Genomic DNA, 550 nt, shown 5'->3' with positions numbered 1-550 from the left:
AGTGCCATGCGATGACGTGGTCGTGGCTGGCTGCGACGAGCAAGCATCCGGCGGCGGTGTAGGTACCGTCGATGAAGATCTGGTCGTAGATGCGCTGTGGGTCACCGTCGTTGGGGATGTCGATGAGCCAGAACGGTTTGAATCGGCGGTCAAGTGTCCAACGGCTTACCCCTTGTTGCTGGGCGAGTTCAGACAACGTTGCTGTGGAGGTGGCATAAGAGACGAAGGCTTTAAAGTCGCGGGTCTGCGTGCGGTCGGTGCGGGTTCGTGTCGTGGAACTGCCGCAGTTCGGGTCCTTGCATCGCCACCTGGTTGTGCCTTTAGAAGTGGTTCCGTTTTTCTTCATTTGCCCAGCGCATATCGGGCATCGTGGTCTGTTTTTACTCACCCGGAAAGCACACCAACCCCCGATTAGCACATGCGGGTGCCATTCCGGTGGATTGAACACTAATCGGGCGGATATAAGGTCTTGATGCTTATATCCGCCCGATTTACCCAGCCTAATCAGCAGTAATGCTGAAAGTCAGACACACTTTTTGCTACTTAACCC

General features: G+C 55.1%; 1 pseudogene. It reads right to left on the bottom strand.

The features are described 5' to 3' along the window. Positions 1-346 (bottom strand): annotated as a pseudogene (locus tag HMPREF2547_RS07945) (IS256 family transposase); the annotation flags it as partial. Positions 347-550 lie beyond the last annotated feature (204 nt).

The organism is Corynebacterium sp. HMSC055G02 (assembly GCF_001809065.1).
Lineage (GTDB): Bacteria > Actinomycetota > Actinomycetes > Mycobacteriales > Mycobacteriaceae > Corynebacterium > Corynebacterium jeikeium_D.
Note: the sequence above shows the minus strand (reverse complement) of the source record. Positions and strands in the feature narration are given on the sequence as shown.